The following is a 21,540-nucleotide window of genomic DNA, read 5'->3' as shown; positions in this document are numbered from 1 at the left end:
GCGGGGTGGCTCGGCTCGCGCGGCTCCAGGCAACCTACTCGCGGGTAGCGCCTGCTTCAAGGGTTTCGGCGACTCCTATCGACATCGAGTCTAATAAGTGATGTGCACCGGGCGGCGCCCCGGGAAACGCGAAAGCCCCGCCGGATCCGACGGGGCTTGCGGGCGCGGCCGAGCGCGGCCGGCCAGGACGGGTCACGCCCCGTCAGGACCGGCCGCGCCCCGTAGGACCGGCCTCGACCGGGCGGGCCGGGCGGCCCGGGCGGCCCGGGTCAGACCGCCATCGCGAGCATCAGCGGCGCGGCCCGGGCGGCCAGCAGCTCGGCGGCTGCCTTGAGCCGGTGCACGTTGTCGACCGGCATCGAGGTGGCCAGGCAGCCGACCGTGCTCCCCGCCGTCACCGGCACGGCGGCGCAGACGGTGCCGAGCGCGTACTCCTGGATGTCCAGCACCGGCACGGTGGCCGGCTGGCGCTCCAGCCGGTGCATCAGCTGGTCGGCGTCGACGACCGTCCGCGAGGTGAGCCGGGCGACCGGGTGACGGGAGAGGTGGTCCAGGCGGGCGTCGTGGTCGAGCTGGCTGAGCAGGCACTTGCCGATCGCACTGGCGTGCGCGGTGGCCCGGAAGTCCACCCACTCCTGCACCGCCGGTGCGTGCTCGCCGGCGGCCACCGCCTCGACCGACAATTCGCCGTCGTGGTAGCGGGTGAAGTACACCGCCGCGCCCAACTCGTCGCGCAGCTCGGCGAGTTTGCGGTCCAGCCGGGCCCGCACCAGCTGCTCCCGGTTGCGCTGCCCGAGCAGCGCGAAGGTACCGCCGAGCACCCAACCGCCGTCCTGGCACTGGAGGTAGCCCTCGATCTCCAGGATCTCGGCGAGCCGGCGGACGGTCGGCAGGCCCAGGGACGTCTCCCGGGCGAGGGAGACCAGGGTGGCACCGCCGGGGTGCCGGTCGACGGCCTCCAGCAGTCTGAGGGCGTGCTGCAGGGAGGTGAACGGACCGGGCACGCCCTGGTCCAGCGTGGCGTGACGACCCGGGGCTGGTGTCGACATGTCGTCCCCTTCCGATGTCCCCCACGGAGTTACCCGCGGGTGTTCTCCAGCCTAACCACCCCGGGGCCCCGGCAGTTGCCGCTCCGCGGATATTCGTGCAGGTACGGTAAAGAACTTGACCGGCGGGGGTGCGAGGTGGTGGGCGCGGGCAGCACAACGGCCCCTCCCCCACTGCCCTGGGGGGAGGGGCCCGAAGTGCGGCCGCCGGGGTGCGGGCCCCGGCGGCCGGCGAGGGTGGTTCGGAAGGGGGCGGTGGGTCAGCCCTCGTCGCCGGCGCGGAGCTTGGTGACGGCGGCCTCCAGGCGGGCGCCGTACTCCTCGTCGGCCGCGTGGAAGTGGGCGAGGTTCTTCTCGACGATGTCGTCGCGCGTCACCTGTGCCAGGAAGCCCGCGATGTTGTCGATCAGGCGGGTCTTCTCGCCGGCCGACATCAGCCGGTAGAGCTCACCGGCCTGGAAGAAGTCGTCGTCCTTGGTGTGGGCCGGCGTGGTGTAGGTGCCGGCGTGGCCGTTCACCGCGACCGGCGCGGCGAGCGCGCTGTCGGTCTGGGCCGGGCCGTCGTACGAGTTGGGCTCGTAGTTCTTGCCGCGGCCGGACTTGTTGACGGCGGCGAAGCCGTCGCGGCCGTAGTTGTTCGCCTCGGTCGCCCGGGGCGCGTTGACGGCGAGCAGGGTGTGGTTGACGCCGAGGCGGTAGCGCTGGGCGTCCGCGTAGGCGAACAGGCGGCCCTGGAGCATCTTGTCCGGGGACGGGCCGATGCCGGGCACGAAGTTGTTCGGCGAGAACGCGGACTGCTCGACGTCGGCGAAGACGTTCTCCGGGTTCTTGTTCAGCACCAGCCGGCCGACCTTGACCAGCGGGTAGTCGGCGTGCGGCCACACCTTGGTCAGGTCGAAGGGGTTGAAGCGGTAGTCCGCGGCCTCGGCGACCGGCATCAGCTGGACGTAGAGCGTCCAGCTCGGGAAGACGCCGCGCTCGATGGCCTGGTGCAGGTCGCGCTGGTGGCTGTCGGCGTCGGCGCCGAGCACCTCGGCGGACTGGCCGCCGTCCAGCGAGCGGATGCCCTGGTTGGTCTTGAAGTGGTACTTCACCCAGAAGGCGTCGCCCTGCTCGTTGACCCACTGGTAGGTGTGCGAGCCGTAGCCGTTCATGTGGCGGTAGGAGGCCGGGATGCCGCGGTCGCCGAAGAGCCAGGTGATCTGGTGGGTGGAGGCCGGCGAGTGGGCCCAGAAGTCCCAGACGTTGTCGGCCTCCTGGACGCCCGTGAACGGGTCGCGCTTCTGCGAGTGGATGAAGTCGGGGAACTTGATCGGGTCCTTGATGAAGAACACCGGGGTGTTGTTGCCGACGAGGTCGTAGTTGCCCTCCTCGGTGTAGAACTTCAGCGCGAAGCCGCGCGGGTCGCGCACCGCGTCGCTGGAGCCCAGGTTGCCCGCCACGGTGGAGAAGCGCAGGAACAGCTCGGTGCGCTTGCCGACCTCGGAGAGGAAGGCCGCCCTGGTGTACTGCGAGACCTCGTCGGTGACCTCGAAGTAGCCGTAGGCGCCGGAGCCCCGGGCGTGCACGACGCGCTCCGGGATGCGCTCGCGGTTGAACCGGGCCAGCTTCTCCAGGAGCTGCTGGTCCTGGATGAGCAGCGGGCCGTACTCGCCGGCCGAGGCCGAGTTCTGGTTGTCGGCGACGGGCGCGCCGGACTCCGTGGTCAGGATCTTGGACATGGAGGGTCCTTCAGGGTCGATAAGGCGTGCGTGGAGAGGAGAGTGACGCCGGTTCAGATGCCGAGCAGGCGCCAGACGGCCGAGCGGCGGCGGGAGGAGTGCTCGCCGTCCGGTCCGTCGCCCGGCTGCAGCGCGGCGACGGCGGCGGTGGCCGCGGCCCGGTCCGCCAGCGGGCGGGCGGCGGCCAGTGCGGCGGCCTCCGCGCCGGTGAGACCGGCCTCCGTGAGCGCGGCGGTGGCCTCGGCGGCCGGGACGGCGTCGAACCAGCGCAGGGCCAGGGCCGCGCGGCCGGCCTCGGTCAGACGGCCGGTGAGGCGCAGGCGGGCGAGGCCGCCGTCCGGGTGGACGTTGATCCGCACGTGGGTCACCGGGCGGCCGACGTCGAGTCGGAAGCGGTGCCGGGTGTCGGGCTGGAGGCGCGTGCGGGGCAGGATCTCGAACCAGCCGTCACGGTCGGCGGCGGCGTGTCGTATCGGTGCTGGCCCGCCGCCCGACGCGTCGTAGCCGGTCAGGTCGGCCCAGCCGGGGGCGTTGGCGACGAAGTGGGTGGTATCCACCTCGGCGGCCAGGACCTCGCCGCCCCCGGCCAGGGCGATCTGCACCCAGTCGTTGGCCTTGTCGCGCCGACGCCGGGTCTCCCAGCCCTCGCCCATGACGGTGGCGCGACCGGGAGCGTTCAGGTTGTGCGGGGAGGAGAAGTAGCGGTCGGACGCCGCCTCGGCCACGCCGCCGTACTCCTGGGCGGCCAGGTCGAAGGTGAGGCCGTCCAGCTCGCGCGGGTCGGGCAGCACCTCGCCGTGCACCCGCAGCCGGGCGACCCCGCCGTCCGGGAAGATGTTGAGGCGCACATGGGTGTAGCGGGTGTCGTCGCCTATCGCGAACTCGTGCGCGGTGTCGCCCTGGAGCGGGGTGCGCGGCAGCAGTTCGACCCAGTCGGCGGCCGCGAGCTCCCCCGGCGACGGGTGCCCGGGGACGGCCGCGGCCTCGACCGAGGCGCTCTCCGGGTAGTTGCCGGTGAAGTGGGCGGTGTCGATGACGAGGCCGCGGACCACACCGCCGACGCCGAGCCGCACGACCGCCCAGTCGTGGTCGTCGTCGGTGGGGTGCGGCTGGTCGGCTCCGACGCCGCGGCGGCGCCTGGACTCCCAGCCGTCCATGATCTGGCCCTTGTGGCCGAAGGTGTGCGGGCGGAACTCGGCGGGCTTGGCGACCAGCAGGTTCTCCGCGTCCGCGAAGGTGTCCTCGTTGGTGGCGACGACGCCCGCGCCGAGCAGCCGCGACGCCAGGTCGACCAGCTCGGTGAACGGAGCGCTCGGGGTGTTGACGGTGCTCACTGGCTCTCCTGGTGACGGGTGATCCGGCGGCCGAAGGGCTCGGCGGCGGTGTCGACCACCCGGCCGCGCAGCCAGGTGGTGCGGACGGCGCCGGTCAGCGTGCGGCCCGCGTAGGGGGTGACGGGATTGCGGTGGTGCAGCTCGGCGGCCCGCACCGCGAACGCGCCGTCCGGGTCGAAGGCGACAAGGTCGGCGTCGTGACCGACGGCGATGGCGCCCTTGGTCCCGGTGAGGCCGACCAGGGAGGCCGGGCCGCTCGCCATCCAGCGGACCACGTCGGACAGGGTGTGGCCGCGGCGGCGGGCTTCCGTCCAGATGGCCGGCAGGCCGAGCTGGAGGGAGGCGATGCCGCCCCAGGCGGCCGCGAAGTCGCCGCTGCCGCCGTACGCGGGCAGCAGCTTGAGGTCCGGGGTGGAGGGCGAGTGGTCGGAGACGATCGCGATGAACTCGCCGGCGGCCAGGGCGGCCCAGAGCTCGTCGCGGTTGGCCTCGTCGCGGATCGGCGGACAGCACTTGAACGCGGTGTCGCCGTCCGGCACCTCCTCGGCGGCCAGCGTGAGGTAGTGCGGGCAGGTCTCGGCGGTCACCCGGACGCCGTCCGCGCGGGCCTGGCGCAGCAGCGGCAGCACGGCGGCGGAGGAGACGTGCAGGATGTGGACCCGGGCGCCGGTGCGCCGGGCGGTGTCGAGCAGCCGGGCGACGGCCGCGGTCTCGGCGCCGGCGGGGCGGGAGGCGAGGAAGTCGCGGTAGTGGACGCCGGGTTGCTGGGGAGCGGCGGCGAGCACGGCCGGGTCCTCGGCGTGGATGATCGCCAGCGCGCCGATCCGGGCCTGCTCGGCCAGCGCGGCCTCCAGGTCGGCCTGTTCGACGTGCGGGAACTCGTCCACCCCGGACGGGGCCAGGAAGCTCTTGAAGCCGAACACGCCCGCGCGGTGCAGCGGTTCGAGATCCGGGACGTTGCCGGGGACGGCGCCGCCCCAGAAGCCGAGGTCGACCCAGGCCTGGCCCTCGGCGGTCTTCCGCTTGACCTCCAGGCCGTCCACCGTGGTGGTGGGCGGGATCGAGTTGAGCGGCATGTCGATGATCGTGGTGACACCGCCGGCGGCCGCGGCCCGGGTGGCGGTGGCGAAGCCCTCCCACTCGGTCCGGCCGGGCTCGTTGACGTGCACGTGGGTGTCGACCAGACCGGGGAGCAGGGCGGTGTCGCCGAGGTCGGTCGCCGGCCGGTCGCCGGCCGTGAGCGCGCCGTACTCGGCGATCCGCTCGATCGTCCCGTTCCGGATCAGCACGTCGGCGGGACGCTCGCCGTCCGGCAGGACGGCCCGGCGGGAGCGGATCACCGCCGCCTCGCTGAAGGACGCCTCGCTGGGGGGCATGGGGGACCTCCGAAACCTGGGTACGGGTGGGGTGTGCCGAAGGAATGCCCGGAGCCTAGGGCCGCCTTCAACAAAACGTCAATGTAGGAAGATACGAGAGCCGGACGGTCCTGCCGGCCGGGCCGGACGGTCCGCTCAGCCGCTCAGCAAGGCGACCGCGAGCCGCTCCCCCGCGACCTCGGCCAGCTCCGCCGCGCGGGTCATGCTGTCCCCCGGCTGTTCGGCCAGGTCGGTGAGCGCGTACGCGGTGGTGAAGCCGGCCGCGCGCCACTCGCGCTCCGACAGCTCCAGCCGTCCGGCCACGGCGGCCACCCGAACCCCCGCCCGAGTGGCCGCCGCGGCGACTCCGGCGGGTGCCTTGCCGTGGAGCGTCTGAGCGTCCAGGCAGCCCTCGCCGGTCACGACGAGGCGTGCCCCACGCACGGCCTCGTCGAAACCCAGCAGTTCGAGCATCAACTCGATGCCGGGTCGCATGGTGGCGCCGAGCAGGGCGAGGGCGGCAAAGCCCACCCCGCCCGCGGCCCCGGCGCCGGGAGCCTCCCGGACGTCCCGGCCGACGGCTTCGCCGACCAGGTCGGCGAAGCGGGTCAGCCCCTCCTCCAGGACCACCAGGTCGTCGCCGTCGGCGCCCTTCTGCGGCCCGTAGACGGCGGTCGCACCGCGCGGACCGAGCAGCGGGTTGTCCACGTCGCAGGCCACCACGACCTCGACGCCGGTGAGCACGTCGGCCAGCGGTCCGAGGTCGATCCGGGCCAGCTTGCGCAGCGCGCCGCCGCCGGGCGGCAGCTCGCCGCCGTCGGCGTCCCGCAGGCCGACGCCGAGCGCCTGGACCATGCCCGCGCCGCCGTCGGTACAGGCGCTGCCGCCGAGGCCGAGCACGATCCGCCTGGCCCCCAGGGCCACCGCCCGGCCGATCAGCTGACCGACCCCGTAGGAGCCGGCCGCGAGCGGGGCGGTCCGGCCGCCGGGGAGCCTGGCCAGCCCGGAGGACTGCGCCAGCTCGACCACGGCGGTGTCGCCCCGGACGGCGAGCGCGGCGTCCACTGGCAGGCCGGTGGGGCCGGCCACCTTGGCCGGGATCCGGGTGAACCCGGCCGCCAGCGCGGCGGCCAGGGTGCCCTCGCCGCCGTCGGCGACGGGCAGTTCGCGGACCTCGACACCGGGCGCGGCGCGGCGGATGCCGGCGGCGATCCGGGCGGCGACCTCGGCGCCCTCCAGGGTGCCCTTGAACTTGTCGGGAGCTACGACCACATGGCCCTGGGTGGGGGTGGCGGGCATGGTGCGGGCCTCACTTCCGGACGGTTCTGGCGCTGTTTCGTCAAGCATGTGCCCCGTAGGGCCGGGGTGGGCCCCCTCCCCGCCGTTCCCCTCGTCCCGCTTCCGACGTACGAGAGGCTCCCCTCGGCGAGGGAGGGGGCCGGGCGGCGCGCGGCACGACCGAAGTGCCCCCGACAGGGAGTGCGCGCCGCCGGTTTGGTCGATCGGCAGGAGGCGGATGAGCCCCAGCCCGCCTGCCGATCGGGCTTGGCCTCCTGGTGGCGCGGGCACGACCGGATAGGTACACGCCACCAGGAGGAGTCAGTGGTACCGCGGGGGCTACTTGACCTCGCGGCCGGAGAGCCGCTCGACGCCGCGCAGCAGCGCCGAGTGGTCCAGCGAACCGTCGCCGTTGGCACGGGCGGAGGCGACCAGCTGGGCGACCACGGCGCCGACCGGCAGCGCGGCGCCCACGGCGCGGGCGGCGTCGGTGACGATGCCCATGTCCTTGTGGTGCAGGTCGATCCGGAAGCCCGGCGCGAACTCGCGGTTCAGCATGTTCGCCTTCTTGCGGTTCAGCACGGTCGAGCCGGCCAGGCCGCCGCCGAGCACGTCCAGCGCGGCGGCGAGGTCGACCCCGGCGTTCTCCAGGAACACCACGGCCTCGGCCAGCACCTGGATGTTGACGGCGACGATCAGCTGGTTGGCGGCCTTGACGGTCTGGCCGGCGCCGGCCGGGCCGACGTGGACGACCGTGGTGCCCAGCGCGTCGAACAGCGGCTTGGCCTCGGCGAAGTCCTCGGCCGCGCCGCCGACCATGATCGACAGCACCGCCTCGACGGCACCGGCCTCGCCACCGGAGACCGGGGCGTCCAGGGTGCGGACGCCCTTCTCCTTGGCGGCGGCCTCCACCTTGATCGAGGTCTGCGGGGTGATGCTCGACATGTCGATGACGAGCGTGCCGGGCCGCACGTTCTCCAGCACACCGCCCTCGCCGAGGATGGCCTGCTCGACGTGCGGGTCGGCCGGGACCATGGTGATGACGACCTCGGCGTCCCTCACCGCGTCCGCGATGCTGCTCGCACCGTGGCCGCCGGCCGCGACCAGGGCGTCGATCTGCGGCTGGGTGAGGTTGTAGCCGGTGACGTGGTGGCCGGCCTTGACCAGGTTGGCGGCCATCGGGCTGCCCATGATGCCGAGGCCGATGAAGGCGATCTTGCGGCTCATCGCGTCGTTCCTTTGTACGTGGAGGGGTGGGGTCGGGACTACTTCGCGGCGCGGTGCTCGCGCGGCAGCCACTCGAAGCTGTCGGCGCTGACACCGCCGGCCGGGCGGTACTCCAGGCCGATCCGGCCGCCCGCGGCGGAGCCGCTGATCGGCCCATAGCCGGCGGCGGTCAGGCGGGCGAAGAGGTCCTCGAAGTCCAGCTCGCCGGTGCCGGGCTCGTTGCGGCCGGGGGTGTCGGCGATCTGGACGTGGCCGAAGCGGTCGGCGTAGGTGTCGATGACGGCCGCCAGGTCCTCGCCGTTCCTGGCCAGGTGGTAGAGGTCGCAGAGGAACTTCGCGTTGCCCAGGCCGGTCGCGGCGTTGACCTTGTCGACGACCTCGACCGCGGCGGCCGCGGAGACCAGCGGGTAGTCCGGGGACTCGGGCTTGTTCAGTGCCTCGATCAGCAGGACCGCGCCGGTCTCGTGGGCGGCCTTCGCGGCGACGACGAGGTTCTCCAGCGCGAGCGCGTCCTGCTCGGCCGGGTCCACGCCCTCGATCCGGTTGCCGTAGAGCGCGTTGAGCGCCGTGGTGCCGAGCGAGGCGGCCAGCCCGGCGGCGACCGGGACGTTGGCCCGGAACCGCTCCTTCTCGGCCGGGACCGAGACGGTGCCGCGGGCGCCCTTGCTGAGGTCGTCCAGGAAGTTGAGGCCGGTGAGCTGCACGCCGGCGTCGCCGAAGGCCTTGCGGAGCGCGTCCTGCTCGGCCTCGGACGGGGCGTGCTCCTCGCCGAACGGCCACCACAGCTCGGCGGCGGTGAAGCCGGCGGCGGCGGCGGCGGCCGGGCGCTCCAGGAGCGGGAGCTCACCGAACAGGATCGACAGGTTGACGGTGAAGCTGTGCGCGGCGGCGGCAGTCACGTCAATCACCTCTCATCTCTTCCGTCTATCCGCAACTTCCACGATCCGGAAGAGCGATTCTGCTTGGTGGAAGCATGTCCGCCGCGTCGAGCGGGTGTCAAGAGCGTCGCAACAATTTGTTGAAGCGGCCGAAACCGACCCCCGACCCCGGGCCCGCCCTGTTCGATCGACCAGCCACCGACCGCCCGATGACCGGGCGCACCCCCGCTCGCTACAGTGAGCAGGTGCGATTGATGGTGGAGTTCACGACAGAACCATTCGAACTGGACACGTTCCCGGAGCACGCCGTGGCGGCCCGGAAGGTGGTCGACGAGGCCGGCCTGGCCGTCGCGGTCGGCCCCTTCGGAACCGGCGCGGAGGGCGAGGCCGACCAGGTCCTGGCCGCCGTGACCAAGCTGCTCCGGGAGACCCTGGACGCCGGCGCGACCCGGATCTCGGTCCAGGTCAGCGTGCTCGGCGAGGAGGGCGGTACGCCGTGACCGAGCACGTGGACCACCCGCTCGCCGTGGCGATCAAGCCACTGCTGGACGCCGTCGGCGCGACGCCCGTACCGCTGGCGGAGGCGAAGTCCGAGGACGTCCTGCTGGAGTGGGAGGGCACCCCGGCCCTGGCCGTCCGGCTGCCGCACCTGAGCAGTGCGCTGGACCGGCTGCTGGCCGAGATGACCCGCCAGTTCGACGGCCGGCCGCTGGCCGAGCTGGACCGCTGGGAGAAGCAGCGCGTGGTCGCCCTGCTGGAGGAGCGGGGCGCCTTCACCGTCCGCCACGGGGTGGAGACGGTCGCCTCGGCGCTCGGCGTGAGCCGCTTCACCGTGTACAACTACCTCAACCGCCAGGACGGCACGAAGTCCGGCTGAGCGTGCGACACCGGAGTCCGGCCGACACGGCCGGCCGGGTGAACCCCGCCGGCCGGGCCAGTCTTCACCAGCCCCCGGCGGGGCACACTTGTCTCATCGCACACGAAACGGCCCGGTAACCGGGCGCGGTTCAAAACGTAACCACCAACCGTTCAACAAAGTGTTGACGGCCCGGTTGGGTGGATCTAGCTTGTGCGGGTGGCACCACTCTTCAGGAGGTCCACCCGTGACCAACCACCCCCACGCCCTTGACGCCCTGGCGGCGGCCGACGCCGCCGAGCTGAGGGAGATCCTGCTGGAGGTCTGCTCCAGCACCACCTGGGCCGACGCCGTGGCATCGGCCCGACCCTGGTCCGACCGCGCGGCCCTGCTCGACGCCAACGCGGCGGCCATGGCCGCCCTGACGGTCGCCGACCTGCACGACGCGATGGCCGGCCACGCCCGGATCGGCACGCCCAAGGCGGGCGACGCCACCTCCGAGCGCGAGCAGGCCGGCATCCGGGGAGTGGACACCGCACTCCTCGACGAGCTGCACGAGGCCAACGCCGCCTACGAGGCCAAGTTCGGCCACGTGTTCCTGATCTGCGCCACCGGCCGCACCGCGGACACCATGCTCGCCGCCCTGCGGGAACGCTTCCCCAACGACACCGCCGCCGAGGCGGAGATCGTCCGGGGCGAGCTGCGCAAGATCAACGACATTCGGATCAACCGCCTGCTCGACGAGAACTGACGTCTCGTCACGTAGGTTCGACGCATCGTCACACCTGCCATCAGTAAGGTCACTTCACCCATGACTGGCATCTCCACCCACGTGCTCGACACCAGCCTCGGCCGCCCGGCCGAGGGGGTCCCGGTCGAGCTCGCACTGCACACCGAGGGTGGCTGGAAGGTGCTCGGCACCTCCGCCACGGACTCCGACGGCCGGGCCAAGGACCTGCCGGCCGCGGAGGCGGGCTCGGTCGTCCGGCTGCTCTTCGACACCACCGCGTACTACGCGCGCACGTCGCAGGAGCCGCCGTTCTTCCCCGAGGTCTCGATCGTCTTCACGGTCGCGCCCGCGCAGCACCACTACCACGTGCCGCTGCTGCTGAACCCGTTCGGATACTCGGTCTACCGCGGAAGCTAGACCGCTTGATTGATTGGGAGCCTGTCATGGCCCACGTGCTCGGTCAGAACCAGTACGGCAAGGCGGAGAACCGCATCGTCCGCGTCTACCGTGACAGCACCCGTCACGAGATCAAGGACCTGAACGTCTCGGTCGCCCTCTCCGGCGACCTCGACGACGTCCACCTCACCGGCTCGAACGCCAACTGCCTGCCCACCGACACCACCAAGAACACCGTCTTCGCCTTCGCGAAGGAGTACGGGATCGAGTCCGCGGAGCAGTTCGGCATCGCGCTGGCACGCCACTTCGTGGACGACAACGAGCCGATCCACCGCGCCCGGATCCGGATCGAGGAGTACACCTGGGACCGGATCCGGACCCCGGACAACTCGGCCCGCTTCATCGGCTCCGAGGAGGTCGGCCACTCCTTCGTCCGCCAGGGCCAGGAGACCAGGACCAGCGAGATCACCTACGACGGCGAGACGGTCCAGGTCATCTCGGGCCTGAAGGACCTCGTGGTGATGAACTCCACCAACTCGGAGTTCTGGGGCTACATCAAGGACAAGTACACCACCCTGCAGGAGGCCTACGACCGCATCCTCGCCACCCAGGTGACGGCGCGGTGGAAGTACGGCTTCGACGGCCGGGACGACGAGGCCCAGCCCAACTGGAACCGCTCCTACACCCATGTGAAGCGGCACCTCCTGGAGGCGTTCGCCGAGACCTACTCCTACTCGCTGCAGCAGACCCTGCACTCGATGGGCACCCGGGTCCTGAACAACCGCGCCGAGGTGGACGAGGTACGCCTCGAACTGCCCAACAAGCACCACTTCCTGGTCGACCTGGCGCCGTTCGGCCTCAAGAACGACAACGAGGTCTACTACGCCGCCGACCGGATGTACGGCCTGATCGAGGGCACCGTGCACCGCGAGGGCGTCGTCCCGGTGATCCCGGTCGCCTGACCGCCCCCCACCCCATGAACCCCGCCCGGCACCACCGCACCCTCCGGCCTCCCACGGCCGGCTGGTGCCGGACGGTTCGCAGTACCCGTAACTCCTGCACCAGAAGTTTCTCCACCCCCCACCCACCGGAGATCGTGCCCGCCTCGCGGCGGCCGGCCCGGGGTGCTGGAGAAGCGTCCCGAGGGATCCTTGTTCCGCCGTCCCGCCCTCGGGGGATCTCCAGCGCCGCGGGCGCGCCGAGAGCCAGGGCACAAGAGGGGCTCGACATGGCACTTCGCTCCACCCGCACCTCAGACGGCGGTTCCACCCCCGACCGGGACATCGTCCACGGGCCACCCGGTCCGGACGGTGTGTCGACCAACCTCCCCGACACCCCTTCCGGGCCGGGAGTCCACCCCGTGGACGAGCTGCTGCCGCCGGTGAAACTGATCTCCACCGGACTGCAGCACGTCGCCGCGATGTACGCGGGAGTCGTCGCTCCCCCGCTCATCGTCGGCGCCGGCGTGGGGCTCTCCCCCACCGAGCTCGCCCTGCTCATCTCGGCCAGCCTGTTCACCGCCGGACTGGCCACCCTCCTGCAGACCCTCGGCATCTGGAAGATCGGCGCGCGGCTGCCGTTCGTGAACGGCGTCTCGTTCGCGGGCGTCGCGCCCATGATCGCCATAGCCAAGGAGCACGGACCGAAGGACGCCCTCCCGGTGATCTTCGGAGCGGTGATCGTCGCGGGGCTCCTGTGCTTCCTCGCGGCGCCGTACTTCTGCAAACTGATCAGGTTCTTCCCACCGGTCGTCCAGGGCACCGTGATCACCCTCATCGGGGTGTCCCTGCTGCCGGTGGCGGTCAACTGGGCGCGCGGCGGTTCGCCGGGCGCGCCCGGGTTCGGCTCCATGCGGGCCATCGGCCTCGCCGCGATCACCCTCGTCGCGGTGGTGCTCTGCAACCGGCTGCTGCGCGGCTTCTGGCAACAGCTCTCCCTGCTCGTCGGGCTGGCGATCGGCACCCTGCTCGCCTTCCCGCTGGGCCTGGCCGACTTCGGGGCGGTGCAGGACGCGAAGGTCTTCGCGCTCCCGTCCCCGTTCCACTTCGGCGCCCCCGTCTTCGACGCGGCCGCGATCCTCTCGCTCTGCATCGTCATGGTGGTCTCGATGACCGAGTCCACCGCCGACATGCTGGCGCTCGGGAAGATCGTCGACCGCGAGGCCGACGAACCCACGCTCGCCGCCGGCCTGCGGGCGGACGGGCTGGCCACCGCGCTGAGCCCGGTCTTCAACGGCTTCGCCGCCAGCGCCTTCGCCCAGAACATCGGGCTGGTGGCACTGACGAAGGTCCGCAGCCGCTTCGTGGTCGCGGCCGGCGGAGGCATCCTGATCATGCTCGGACTCTTCCCGGTGCTCGGATCGGTCGTCTCCCTCGTCCCGCAGCCCGTCCTGGGCGGTGCCGGGATCGTGCTCTTCGGCACGGTCGCGGCGAGCGGTATCCGCACCCTCGCGGAGGCCGGCATGGAGTCCAGCTCCAACACCATCCTGGTGTCGGTCGCGCTCGGGGTCGGCATCATCCCGATCGCGGCGCCGACCTTCTACGACGCGTTCCCGGAGTCCGTCCGCACCCTCCTGCACTCCGGAATCTCGGCCGGCAGCGTGATGGCCGTCCTGCTCAACCTGCTCTTCCACCACGTCGGAGTCGCCCGTCGGTCGCCGACCGACGGGCCCCCCGCCACGACGGTGCCGACGGCGACACCGTCCTGACCGGTTGTCGGAGGGCGCGTGCCGCTCATCGCGCGCCCTCCGTCAACCCTCCCCCCATAGGAGTAACGCCATGGCAGTCCAGCCCCCGCCCGCCGACCAGCGGATCGTGATCGAGAACGTCGCGATCGCGACGGTCGACGCCAACGACACCGAGTACGCCCGCGGCCACGTGGTCGTCCTCGGCAACAGGATCGAGTCGGTCGGCGACGGCCCCGCCCCGCAGTGGCTGGACAACGTGGTACGCCGGATCAACGGCGAGGGCCACCTCGTCACCCCCGGACTGGTCAACACCCACCACCACTTCTACCAGTGGATCACCCGCGGGCTCGCCCAGGACAACATCCTCTTCGACTGGCTGGTCGCCCTCTACCCGACCTGGGCCCGGATCGACGACAAGCTCGTGCACGCCGCCGCCCAGGGCTCGGCCGCCGCGCTGCTCAAGTCCGGCTGCACCACCGCGTCGGACCACCACTACGTCTTCCCCAAGGACGGCGGCGACATCCTCGGCGCCGAGATCGAGGCCGTCCAGGAGCTCGGCATGCGCTTCACCGCGCTGCGCGGCTCGATGGACCGCAGCAAGAAGGACGGCGGCCTGCCGCCGGACCACGCGGTCGAGAACACCGAGGAGATCCTGATCGCCTCCGAGGCGGCCGTCGACCGGTACCACGACGCCTCCTTCGACTCGATGCTGCAGATCGCCATCGCCCCCTGCTCGCCCTTCTCGGTCTCCACCGAGCTGATGCGCGAGGCCGCCCTGCTGGCCCGCCGCAAGGGCGTCCGGCTGCACACCCACGGCTCCGAGACCGCCGAGGAGGAGGCGTTCTGCAAGGAGCTGTTCGGCATGGGCCCGACCGACTACTTCGAGTCGGTGGGCTGGCTGGGCGAGGACGTCTGGATGGCGCACTGCGTCCACATGAACGACTCCGACATCGCCAAGTTCGCCGAGACCGGCACCGGCGTCGCGCACTGCCCGTCCTCCAACGCCCGCCTGGCCGCCGGCATCGCCCGCGTCCCCGACATGCTGAAGGCCGGCGTCCCGGTCGGCCTCGGCGTGGACGGCACCGCCTCCAACGAGTCCGGCGAGCTGGGCACCGAGCTGCGCAACGCCCTGCTGATCAACCGCCTGCACGGCTACCCGACCGCGCTCACCGGCCGCCAGGCGCTGCGTCTGGGCACCATGGGCGGCGCCCGGGTGCTCGGCCGGCACAACGAGATCGGCTCGATCGAGGTCGGCAAGCTGGCCGACCTCGCCCTGTGGAAGATCGATGGCATCATGCACTCCTCGATCGCCGACCCGATCGCCGCCCTCACCCTCGGCGCCCTGCCGCCGCTGGCCGCCCTCTTCGTCAACGGCAACGCCGTCGTCGAGAAGGGGCAGCTGACCACGGTGAACGAGGACCGGATCGCCCAGGCCTGCGCCCGTGCCGCCAAGGAGCTCGCCGCCCGCCCCGTGTGACCCCCTGAGCTCCGGGCCGCCCAGGGACGGTGCGTCACCCGGACTCCGTGAGCCGGCTCCTCGGGGCGGCACACGGACCACAGCCCCGGACCCACGGCGAGGGTCCGGGGCTGTGGCGTGCCCGGCGGCCCGCTCCCACCCCCGTGGGGAGCGGGCCGCACGATCAGTGGGCGACGGCCGGTGGCTCCGCCCCCCGGGTCGCCGCCGGGAGCGCGGCGCCCGCGAGCACGAAGACGCCCGCCAGGACCGCCCACCCGGCCTGACCGTGATCGACCACGGTCAGGCCGACCACCAGCGGGCCGATCACGTGAGCCGCCGCCTGGCCGCTCATGAACACCCCCTGGTACTCGCCGTGGGCCCGCGGATCGGCCAGGTCCAGGCTCAGCGTCCAACCGCCGGCGGAGGTGAGCAGCTCACCGAGGCTGTGCACCAGCGCCCCGGCCAGGATCGCCCCCGCCGCCAGGGCGGCCGAACCGTGCGCGGCCGCCGCGTAGAGCAGACAGCCCGCTCCCAGCAGCAGAGCGCCCCGGGCACAGGCCCGGGCCGCGGACGGGACGTCGGCCACACCGCGGCTGGCGCGGACCTGGAACACCACCACCAGCAGGCAGTTGACCACGTTGACGGCGGCGACGGCCGCCGCCGGAGCGTCCGTCGCGAGCACGATCCACAGCGGGATCCCCACCGTGAGCACCGCGAACTGGAGCTCCAGCAGCGCGTGCAGTGCGGTGATCACCAGGTAGCGGCGGTCACGCAGCGCCGTGCGCCGCCGGACGGAGCCCGCCGGGCCCCCCTCCTGACGGACCGTCACCCCCGCGGTCGGCAGGCCGGCCAGCAGCGCCGTCGCACCCAGGAAGCTCAGGGCGTCCAGCACCATCACGGCGACGTACCCGGCGTAGCTGTCGGACTGCAGCGCCAACGCCGCACCACTGGACCCGATCACCAGCCCCGCGTTCATCACCGAGCGCAGCAGCGCCCGCGAACGCACCTGGCTCTCGGCCGGCAGCATCCGGGCGATCAGCGCGCTGCGCACCGCCGCCGCGCCGCGTTCCAGCACCGTCGCCACACAGGCCAGCGCCACGAAGGCGGCGAACGAGTGCACGAACGCGTAGCCGACGACGGCGACCGCCTCCAGCGGCCCGACCACCGTCAGCAGCCGCCGGGCGCCCACCCGGTCGGCGAGCCGGCCCATCGGCACCCCGGCGAACACCCCGCAGACACCGGCCATGCTCAGCCCGAGCGCCACCTTGCCGGGCGTCAGGCCGACGGAACGGGTCAGGAACAGCACGCTGACCGTCACGAACAGGCCGTTGCCGACGGTGTTCACCAGGCTCATCAGGGCGAGCCTGCGCAGCAGTGGGTCGGCCGGCAGCAGCCGGCGAACGCCCGTGGGGGGCACCGCGGTGGAAGTCATGGCAGTAGGACAGCGGGCTTCCCGGAGCGGCGGAACTCATTTACCGTTACGGTCAATGTTCGAGTTCCGCTTGGGCGTCGACGACCTCGCCGCCACCTGGTTCGGCTACTCCGCCCTGCAGGAGACGGTGTTGAGCATGCGCGCCCGCCGCTCACCGGGCCGCTACCCGGAGCAGCAGCCGTGGATCGCCGGCTGGCAGGAGCGCTACGAGACGCTGGACACCGAGCTGTTGGAGTCGATGATCGCGCCGGTCGGCTTCGTGCCGGACTTCCTCACGCCACGGCCCGCCGGGCCGCGCCCGGACTTCGCGGCCGAGCTGGCGCGACTGGCGGCCACCCCGGCGGAGGTGGTGCGGGCCGACGTGCTGGAGGCGTACCGGGGCGGCGGGACGCCGAGCCCGCTGCCGCCGGTACTGGCCGCGCTGATCGACGACCCGGCGGCGCTGACCGCCCGGGTGGCCGAGGCACTGGACGCGTACTGGACGCGCTGCCTCTCCCCCGCCTGGTGGCCTCGGGCCCGGTCGGTGCTGGAGGCGGACATCGCCCACCGGGGCCGGATGCTCTCGGAGCGCGGGGCCGAGGGGCTCTTCGCCGACCTCGACGACAGGCTGACCTGGCACGCCGGGGTGCTGCGCCTCGTCGACCCGCACCCCGCCGTGAAGGCGGTGGGCACCACGGTGGACGTCGCCGGGCGGGGGCTGGTGCTGATCCCGACGCTGTTCGGGCTCGGCGCGCAGACCGACGTCACCCAGGCGGGGCCGCCGCTGGTCTGCTACCCGGCGCGGGGCAAGGCGACGATGGCGGAGGGGCTGGGCCCGCAGCGGCCGGAGCGGGCGGGCGGAGCCCTGGAGGGGCTGATCGGAGCGCCGCGGGCCCGGCTGCTGGCGATGCTGACCGTCCCGGCGAGCACCACGGAGCTGGCCCAGCGGCTCGGGGTCACACCGGGCGCGGTCAGCCGTCACCTGGGCGCGCTCGCCTCGGCGGGCCTGCTGGACCGCACCCGGCACGGCCACCGCGTGCTGTACCGGCGCAGCCGGCTCGGCGACGCGCTGGCCGCGGGCGGGGACGGGTGACGACGGGTGACGGGGCCCGGGTGGACGGAGTCCGGTCGGCGCCCTTCGGCGTCCGCCGGACGTTCGCCGACCCCGGGCGGGTTCAGGCCGTGCGGCCGAGGGTGGCGAGATAGGCGCGCCAGCCGCCGTACCCGGTGATCTCGCGGTGGACGCCGCGGTCGACCTCGCCGCGGGCGAGCAGCATGGAGAGGCAGGGCGTGCCGTCGGCCAGGGTGATGACGCCGAGTTCGAGCTCACGGGGCTCGTCGGGCAGGATCACGTCGCGAAGGTGTTCGAGGGTGATGTCGTACAGCTCGCCCTCGATCGCGGTGTCGACGCCCGGGTCGGCGAGCAGGCCCGGGCAGACGTCACCGATGGAGAAGAAGCGGTAGCCCGGCGCGGTGCGGACCGGGCCGACCAGCGCGTCGGCGACCGAGGCGTGGAAGGGGCCGCCGACCATGGCCTGGCCGTTGAAGAAGATGCGTGCCACGAGGGTTCCTCCGGACATGGCCGTTCCGTACGGCGACGAGAGGACAGGTGGATTCGTCGCCGTACGGAACGGAGCAAAGGGGCGCGCCGAGTGCTACAAGCCGGCAGGCGGCTGCGGCTGCGCGCGCGGATAGATTGGGCTCAGCCCAGCAGGGGCAGCGCGGGGAGGGTCAGGAAGTCCGCGAAGTCCTCGGCCAGGGCGACCTGTTCGAAGAGCTTGGCGGCCTCGCGCCAGCGCCCACCGGCGTAGACGTCGTCGCCCAGCTCGGCCCGGAGCCCGGCGAGCTCCTCGGCCACCAGGCGGCGCACCAGGTCGGCGGTGGCCTTCTCCCCGGTGTCGGAGAGCACGACGCCGTTGTGGATCCACTGCCAGATCTGCGAGCGGGAGATCTCGGCGGTGGCCGCGTCCTCCATCATGTTGAAGATGGCGACGGCGCCGAGGCCGCGCAGCCACGCCTCGATGTAGCGGACGCCGACCTGGACGGCGTTGTGCAGGCCCGCGTGGGTGCAGTGGCCGCCGGCGCCGGCGATGTCGAGCAGCTGCGCGGCGGTGACGGCCTCGGCCGGACCGGGGTTCTCCTTCTGGTGCGGGCGCTCGCCGAGGACGGCGTCGAAGCAGGCGCGGGCGACCGGGACGAGGTCCGGGTGGGCGACCCAGGAGCCGTCGAAGCCGTTGCCGGCCTCGCGCTCCTTGTCCGCCTTGACCTTCTCCAGGGCGGCCGCGTTGACCTCGGGGTCGCGGCGGCTGGGGATGAACGCGGCCATGCCGCCGATGGCGTGCGCGCCGCGCCGGTGGCAGGTCTGCACCAGCAGCCGGGTGTAGGCGGCCATGAACGGGGAGGCCATGGTGACGGTGTTGCGGTCCGGCAGGATGTAGTGCTCACCGGCGTCGCGGAAGTTCTTGACGATCGAGAACAGGTAGTCCCAGCGGCCCGCGTTGAGCCCGGCCGCGTGGTCGCGCAGCTCGTAGAGGATCTCCTCCATCTCGAACGCGGCGGTGATGGTCTCGATCAGCACGGTGGCGCGGACGGTGCCGTGCGGGATGCCGAGCGCGGCCTGGGCGTGCGTGAAGACGTCGTTCCAGAGCCGGGCCTCCAGGTGGCTCTCGGTCTTCGGGAGGTAGAAGTAGGGGCCGGAGTTCGGGTCCTCGGCGCCGCGCGCGAGCAGCCGCGCCGCGTTGTGGAAGAAGTAGAGGCCGAAGTCGAGGAAGGCCCCGGCGACCGGGCGGCCGTCGACCAGCAGGTGGTTCTCGTCCAGGTGCCAGCCGCGCGGGCGGACCACGACGGTGGCCAGCTCGGCGGCGGGCCTGAGGGTGTAGGCCTTGCCGGCCGAGGAGGTGAAGTCGATCCGGCCCTCGAAGGCGTCGATCAGGTTGATCTGGCCGCCGACCACGTTCTCCCAGGTCGGCGAGGTGGCGTCCTCGAAGTCCGCGAGCCAGACCCGGGCGCCGGAGTTGAGCGCGTTGACGACCATCTTGCGGTCGGTGGGGCCGGTGATCTCCACCCGGCGGTCCTGGAGGGCGCGGGGGGCCTCGGCCACCGTCCAGTCGCCCTCGCGCACGGCGGCCGTCTCGGGGAGGAAGTCCAGGGTGCCGGCGCGGGCGATCTCGGCGCGGCGGGTCTTGCGGCGCTCCAGGAGCTCCTGCCGGCGGCCCTCGAAAGCGCGATGGAGGCCGACGACGAAGGCGACCGCCTCCGGAGTGAGCACCTCCTCGGCCCGATGGACTCGCGGACCGGCGACAGTGACGACCGGAGCGGCGGGGGAGGCGCCGGCGGGTCCCTGATCTGTAGCCATGAGCAGGACACTCCTAAGACGGTTGAGCATGGCGAAGGGAGTTCCGGTGGGAACTTCCTTGATCTGAACCGATCCGAAACCCAGCCTGTCGGCGGGTTCGATTCTGTAAGGTGGAGACTAGTTTCCGCGATACAGAATTTCAACGGTTTGTTGAGGTGATCGCTGGGACTCTACTCCTCCCCCGACAGCGAAGGGAACGCCGGTGGTTGCGACCCCCGACACAGCATCGACGACAGGTACGGACCGCGCGAGCGGCGGTGTGCAGTCCGTCGAGCGCGCCTTCGTGCTTCTGGAGGCGCTGGCCGACTCCGGCGGCGTGGCGACGCTCAGCGAGCTCTCCACCTCCTCCGGGCTGCCCATGCCCACCATCCACCGCCTGGTTCGTACCCTCGTGCAGCAGGGCTATGTCCGCCAGGACACCGCACGCCGCTACACCCTGGGCCCGCGGCTGATCCGGCTCGGCGAGACGGCCGGGCGACTGCTCGGCAGCTGGGCCCGCCCCTACCTGGCCGAACTGATGGAGGCCACCGGCGAGACGGCCAACCTGGCCGTGCTGGAGGGCGGCGAGGTGGTGTACGTCGGACAGGTGCAGTCGCGGCGCTCGATGCGGATGTTCACCGAGGTCGGCCGCCGGGTGCAGCCGCACTGCACGGGCGTCGGCAAGGCCCTGCTGGCCCAGCTGCCGGAGGAGGAGGCGCGGGCGGTGCTCGGCCCCAACCCGCTGCCGGCGCACACCTCGTACACCGTGACCGATCCGCAGGAGCTGCTGCTCCAGTTGGCGGAGGCGCGCGAGCGCGGCTACGTGGTGGACGACCAGGAGCAGGAGATCGGGGTGCGCTGCATCGCCCTCGCGGTACCCGGCGCGCCGACCCCGACGGCGCTCTCGGTCTCCGGCCCGGAGGCCCGGATCCGGGCGCTGGAGGAGCAGGCGGGCGCGGCCTCGCTCGTCCCCGTGATGCACCAGATCGCGGCCCGGCTGGGGCAGGTCCTCGCCCCCTGACCCGCCGTCACCGGGGTTCGTCCGTACGGGTCGTCGGACCACCCGGCTTCCCGAACGGGGGTTCCCCCGTTCGAGCGGCCCGAGGGCGGGGCGTCCCGGCGGCGGCGGGCGGGTCGGTCACGCTGGTGCGGACGCGGCCCGCGACGGTGCGGGGCGCCGGAACGCAGAGGCAGGGTGAGCGACGATGTCGCGCAGAAGGTCCGTTCGCAGTTTCCTCGGCAAGGCACTGACGGTGGGGTGCGCGGTGACGGCGCTGGCCGCCGGGCCCGCGTGGGCCACCTGCCCAGTGGCCGAGCCGGACCCGGCGGCCGGCGCCGTCACCGCGCCGGCACCGGCCGAGGCGCCCGCCGCGGCGCCGGTCCGGTCCGACTCCGACCTCCAGGTGGTCCGGATCGACCCGGACGCCGCCGCGCCCGGCGGCACCACCACGGTGCACGCCTTCGTCGGCAACCTCGGCCCGGACCGGACGGCCTCGCCGTTCACCGTGGTGGTCACCCTGCCGGAGGGTGTGACGCCCGAGGGCCCGTTCTTCCCGGAGAACTGCTCCGTGTTCCAGAACGGCCACCGGGTGCGCTGCGTCTTCCCGGCCGGACTGCCGAAGTTCCAGAGCGCCACGGCGCTGATCCCGGTACGGCTGTCCCCCGACCTCCCGGCCCCGAGCACGCTCACCGGCTGGGTCGCGGTGCGCAGCGACGACGACCGGAACGAGGCGAACAACAAGCAGTCGTTCGAGCTCTCGGTGGTGCAGACCGCCCGGAGCTGAACCGGGCCGGCCCGGGCCGTACCGTGCTGGGCCAGGACGGCCCAGCAC

19 protein-coding genes and 1 pseudogene are annotated in these 21,540 nt (G+C 72.7%); 10 read left to right on the top strand and 10 right to left on the bottom strand.

All coding sequences use genetic code 11. The features are described from left to right. Positions 1-269 precede the first annotated feature (269 nt). The 7 genes and pseudogenes from ACFVYI_RS20660 to ACFVYI_RS20630 form a co-directional block, all read right to left on the bottom strand. The gene (locus ACFVYI_RS20660; protein WP_387887533.1) at positions 270-1,049 is read right to left on the bottom strand and encodes an IclR family transcriptional regulator; all 780 of its coding nucleotides are present in this window, start codon (positions 1,047-1,049) and stop codon (positions 270-272) included. Between the two features lie 257 nt (positions 1,050-1,306). Beyond that, positions 1,307-2,767 carry a catalase gene (locus ACFVYI_RS20655; protein WP_387887530.1) on the bottom strand — a complete coding sequence of 487 codons (1,461 nt, stop codon included), beginning with the start codon at positions 2,765-2,767 and terminating at the stop codon, positions 1,307-1,309. 266 nt (positions 2,768-3,033) lie between these two features. Further along, positions 3,034-4,101 (bottom strand): annotated as a pseudogene (gene alc / locus ACFVYI_RS20650) (allantoicase); the annotation flags it as partial. Then, positions 4,098-5,477 carry an allantoinase AllB gene (gene allB / locus ACFVYI_RS20645; RefSeq protein ID WP_387887529.1) on the bottom strand — a complete coding sequence of 460 codons (1,380 nt, stop codon included), beginning with the start codon at positions 5,475-5,477 and terminating at the stop codon, positions 4,098-4,100. The gene allB and the pseudogene alc, both read right to left, overlap by 4 nt. 135 nt (positions 5,478-5,612) lie before the next feature. Beyond that, positions 5,613-6,755, bottom strand: a complete 1,143-nt coding sequence (locus ACFVYI_RS20640; protein WP_387887527.1) for a glycerate kinase — start codon at positions 6,753-6,755, stop codon at positions 5,613-5,615. A gap of 318 nt (positions 6,756-7,073) precedes the next feature. Beyond that, positions 7,074-7,961: a 2-hydroxy-3-oxopropionate reductase gene (locus ACFVYI_RS20635; protein ID WP_387887525.1), complete on the bottom strand. Its 888-nt coding sequence runs from the start codon at positions 7,959-7,961 to the stop codon at positions 7,074-7,076. Positions 7,962-7,999: 38 nt separating this feature from the next. Further along, complete coding sequence (locus tag ACFVYI_RS20630) at positions 8,000-8,869, bottom strand: TIM barrel protein (RefSeq protein ID WP_387887523.1); 870 nt, start codon at positions 8,867-8,869, stop codon at positions 8,000-8,002. Positions 8,870-9,093: 224 nt separating this feature from the next. Between ACFVYI_RS20630 and ACFVYI_RS20625 the strand changes: the two genes are divergently transcribed. The 7 genes from ACFVYI_RS20625 (at position 9,094) to ACFVYI_RS20595 (ending at position 14,984) form a co-directional block, all read left to right on the top strand. Then, a complete protein-coding gene (locus tag ACFVYI_RS20625) occupies positions 9,094-9,339 on the top strand; it encodes a thiamine-binding protein (protein WP_387887521.1) in 246 nt (81 codons plus the stop codon). Then, complete coding sequence (locus tag ACFVYI_RS20620) at positions 9,336-9,716, top strand: helix-turn-helix domain-containing protein (RefSeq protein WP_387887518.1); 381 nt, start codon at positions 9,336-9,338, stop codon at positions 9,714-9,716. The genes ACFVYI_RS20625 and ACFVYI_RS20620 overlap by 4 nt, the downstream gene beginning before the upstream one ends. A gap of 226 nt (positions 9,717-9,942) precedes the next feature. Then, complete coding sequence (gene uraD / locus ACFVYI_RS20615) at positions 9,943-10,446, top strand: 2-oxo-4-hydroxy-4-carboxy-5-ureidoimidazoline decarboxylase (protein ID WP_387887515.1); 504 nt, start codon at positions 9,943-9,945, stop codon at positions 10,444-10,446. Between the two features lie 60 nt (positions 10,447-10,506). Next, positions 10,507-10,842 carry a hydroxyisourate hydrolase gene (uraH, locus tag ACFVYI_RS20610; protein WP_387887513.1) on the top strand — a complete coding sequence of 112 codons (336 nt, stop codon included), beginning with the start codon at positions 10,507-10,509 and terminating at the stop codon, positions 10,840-10,842. Positions 10,843-10,868: 26 nt separating this feature from the next. Continuing rightward, complete coding sequence (gene pucL / locus ACFVYI_RS20605; RefSeq protein ID WP_387887511.1) at positions 10,869-11,783, top strand: factor-independent urate hydroxylase; 915 nt, start codon at positions 10,869-10,871, stop codon at positions 11,781-11,783. A 266-nt stretch (positions 11,784-12,049) separates the two neighbouring features. Then, on the top strand, positions 12,050-13,528 hold the full coding sequence (locus tag ACFVYI_RS20600) for a nucleobase:cation symporter-2 family protein (RefSeq protein WP_387887508.1): 1,479 nt from the start codon (positions 12,050-12,052) through the stop codon (positions 13,526-13,528). 70 nt (positions 13,529-13,598) lie between these two features. Further along, positions 13,599-14,984, top strand: a complete 1,386-nt coding sequence (locus ACFVYI_RS20595) for an 8-oxoguanine deaminase (RefSeq protein ID WP_387887506.1) — start codon at positions 13,599-13,601, stop codon at positions 14,982-14,984. 163 nt (positions 14,985-15,147) lie between these two features. On the opposite strand, the gene ACFVYI_RS20590 is transcribed toward ACFVYI_RS20595, so the two are convergent. Then, complete coding sequence (locus ACFVYI_RS20590; RefSeq protein ID WP_387887504.1) at positions 15,148-16,395, bottom strand: MFS transporter; 1,248 nt, start codon at positions 16,393-16,395, stop codon at positions 15,148-15,150. A 55-nt stretch (positions 16,396-16,450) separates the two neighbouring features. On the opposite strand from ACFVYI_RS20590, the gene ACFVYI_RS20585 reads away from it, so the two are divergent. Next, positions 16,451-17,467, top strand: a complete 1,017-nt coding sequence (locus ACFVYI_RS20585) for a helix-turn-helix domain-containing protein (protein WP_387887502.1) — start codon at positions 16,451-16,453, stop codon at positions 17,465-17,467. Between the two features lie 82 nt (positions 17,468-17,549). Here the strand turns inward: ACFVYI_RS20585 and ACFVYI_RS20580 are convergent, their stop codons facing one another. Continuing rightward, complete coding sequence (locus ACFVYI_RS20580; RefSeq protein WP_387887499.1) at positions 17,550-17,936, bottom strand: gamma-glutamylcyclotransferase; 387 nt, start codon at positions 17,934-17,936, stop codon at positions 17,550-17,552. Positions 17,937-18,076: 140 nt separating this feature from the next. Continuing rightward, a complete protein-coding gene (gene aceB / locus ACFVYI_RS20575; protein ID WP_387887497.1) occupies positions 18,077-19,729 on the bottom strand; it encodes a malate synthase A in 1,653 nt (550 codons plus the stop codon). A gap of 202 nt (positions 19,730-19,931) precedes the next feature. Here aceB and ACFVYI_RS20570 point away from each other — a divergent pair, with 202 nt between their 5' ends. Both ACFVYI_RS20570 and ACFVYI_RS20565 read left to right on the top strand, forming a co-directional pair. After that, positions 19,932-20,729 (top strand): IclR family transcriptional regulator, encoded by a 798-nt coding sequence (locus ACFVYI_RS20570; protein ID WP_387887495.1) that lies wholly within the window; start codon positions 19,932-19,934, stop codon positions 20,727-20,729. Positions 20,730-20,913: 184 nt separating this feature from the next. Further along, complete coding sequence (locus ACFVYI_RS20565; RefSeq protein ID WP_387887493.1) at positions 20,914-21,492, top strand: hypothetical protein; 579 nt, start codon at positions 20,914-20,916, stop codon at positions 21,490-21,492. Positions 21,493-21,540: the final 48 nt, after the last annotated feature.

This window comes from Kitasatospora sp. NPDC058218, from assembly GCF_042882445.1.
Taxonomy (GTDB): domain Bacteria; phylum Actinomycetota; class Actinomycetes; order Streptomycetales; family Streptomycetaceae; genus Kitasatospora.
This window is presented reverse-complemented; position numbering and strand designations above follow the sequence as displayed.

Bases quoted from the DNA above. Each gene is read 5' to 3' on its own strand.
- ACFVYI_RS20660 (WP_387887533.1), bottom strand. From the start codon at position 1,049: ATGTCGACACCAGCCCCGGGTCGTCACGCCACGCTGGACCAGGGCGTG.
- ACFVYI_RS20655 (WP_387887530.1), bottom strand. From the start codon at position 2,767: ATGTCCAAGATCCTGACCACGGAGTCCGGCGCGCCCGTCGCCGACAAC.
- allB (WP_387887529.1), bottom strand. From the start codon at position 5,477: ATGCCCCCCAGCGAGGCGTCCTTCAGCGAGGCGGCGGTGATCCGCTCC.
- ACFVYI_RS20640 (WP_387887527.1), bottom strand. From the start codon at position 6,755: ATGCCCGCCACCCCCACCCAGGGCCATGTGGTCGTAGCTCCCGACAAG.
- ACFVYI_RS20635 (WP_387887525.1), bottom strand. From the start codon at position 7,961: ATGAGCCGCAAGATCGCCTTCATCGGCCTCGGCATCATGGGCAGCCCG.
- ACFVYI_RS20625 (WP_387887521.1), top strand. From the start codon at position 9,094: ATGGTGGAGTTCACGACAGAACCATTCGAACTGGACACGTTCCCGGAG.
- uraH (WP_387887513.1), top strand. From the start codon at position 10,507: ATGACTGGCATCTCCACCCACGTGCTCGACACCAGCCTCGGCCGCCCG.
- pucL (WP_387887511.1), top strand. From the start codon at position 10,869: ATGGCCCACGTGCTCGGTCAGAACCAGTACGGCAAGGCGGAGAACCGC.
- ACFVYI_RS20600 (WP_387887508.1), top strand. From the start codon at position 12,050: ATGGCACTTCGCTCCACCCGCACCTCAGACGGCGGTTCCACCCCCGAC.
- ACFVYI_RS20595 (WP_387887506.1), top strand. From the start codon at position 13,599: ATGGCAGTCCAGCCCCCGCCCGCCGACCAGCGGATCGTGATCGAGAAC.
- ACFVYI_RS20590 (WP_387887504.1), bottom strand. From the start codon at position 16,395: ATGACTTCCACCGCGGTGCCCCCCACGGGCGTTCGCCGGCTGCTGCCG.
- ACFVYI_RS20585 (WP_387887502.1), top strand. From the start codon at position 16,451: ATGTTCGAGTTCCGCTTGGGCGTCGACGACCTCGCCGCCACCTGGTTC.
- aceB (WP_387887497.1), bottom strand. From the start codon at position 19,729: ATGGCTACAGATCAGGGACCCGCCGGCGCCTCCCCCGCCGCTCCGGTC.
- ACFVYI_RS20565 (WP_387887493.1), top strand. From the start codon at position 20,914: ATGTCGCGCAGAAGGTCCGTTCGCAGTTTCCTCGGCAAGGCACTGACG.